2 protein-coding genes are annotated in these 1,246 nt (G+C 51.9%); both read right to left on the reverse strand.

Features of this window, described 5'->3' with window-relative positions:
- A partial coding sequence (locus tag RE6C_RS25560) for an ISAs1 family transposase (RefSeq protein ID WP_236618526.1) occupies nt 1–1,101 on the reverse strand: 1,101 nt, incomplete at its 3' end.
- Nucleotides 1,029–1,246 (reverse strand): hypothetical protein (locus tag RE6C_RS33135; RefSeq protein WP_236618527.1); only part of this gene is annotated, 218 nt, incomplete at its 5' end. The genes RE6C_RS33135 and RE6C_RS25560, both read right to left, overlap by 73 nt.

A 1,246-nucleotide genomic window follows, 5' to 3' on the forward strand; every position in this document is an offset into this window, starting at 1 on the left:
AAGGACTTGCGCGAGGAAGTTCGTGTTCCAGCCCGCCATTCGTCGACGCATGGCGATGCTTTCTTTGTCGTCAACTTGTTTTAGCAGGCTGATCGCGAAGCGTTTTAGCCAAGCCAGATTGTCCGCGAGCGTCCGATTGCGAACTCGATTCTCATCCTCACGGAACGTGACATCCAGACACCAGTGAAGCGTGTTCTCGATTCCCCAGTGCCCTCGGACACACGCGGCATACCGCTTCACGCCCAACGCAAGTGAGCTGATGTAATACCGAACATCCGTTGTGAACTTCTTGCCATTTTCGCTCATTCGAATGACAACGCCGATTGTCTTCATGCCTTTCCACTTCTCTCGGCCAATCAAGTCATCGGGCACCGGAAGTTGATAGTAAACAAGCTCATCCTTGCGTCCATGTCCTTTGAGTCGCTCGGTGTATCTGCGAGCTGGCACATCACGGAAGTCGTTTTCCATATGCCCGACGATGTACTCGATCACCGCATCGTGAAGTGTTCCTTGGTTCCCTTTGAGAGCGAGGACGTAGTTGCCTTTGGAGTCGATGATCTTTGCAGCGATGTTCTTTTGGCATCCCGCTGCATCGATCGTGACCACAGAATCTGCAATTTCGATTTGATCTAAAAGCTCCGGGATTGCAGTGATTTCATTGGACTTTTCTTCCGTTGCAAGCTGCCCCAGGCTGATACCACGTTGGACAGCCCAAGCACTGACAAGAAAGAGTGGGCCGAGGTCAGCAGCCTTGTCGTGACTGCGACGCAGAGCCTTGCCATCAATGGCAATGACATCCAGTTCACCCTTTTCGCGGTTGCCCGAGAGACGCTTGATCCAACGTTCAAAGCACACTTGGAACGCAGATGGTTTGATTGTCATCAACACACGACCAATCGTGTCATGCGATGGAATTCCATTAGGCAGTTGAAGTCGATCGGTTAGCCAATCCTCATTGCTCTTGGCCCACACACCGATTGCCTTGGGGCCTTCAGCACCAGCGATGACTGCCATGATGCTGATAACGATCACGTCTCCAAGAAGGTGCCGCTGATTAATATGCGATCGAGGATCAGGCAGATCAGCAAAGTCTTGCAGGATGCTTTCGACATCGAAATCGGTTTTCTTTTTCTTGGCCAACGCGATCGCTCCAATTGTGATTTCAAGGACACAAAGTCGATGAAACCAGGATCGCGTATATTGCTACCGCGCCAGCCCAGTTTGCCTAGAGTGCGCGTCGGCCCTG

The sequence above is a fragment of the Rhodopirellula europaea 6C genome (genome assembly GCF_000338295.1).
GTDB lineage: Bacteria > Planctomycetota > Planctomycetia > Pirellulales > Pirellulaceae > Rhodopirellula > Rhodopirellula europaea.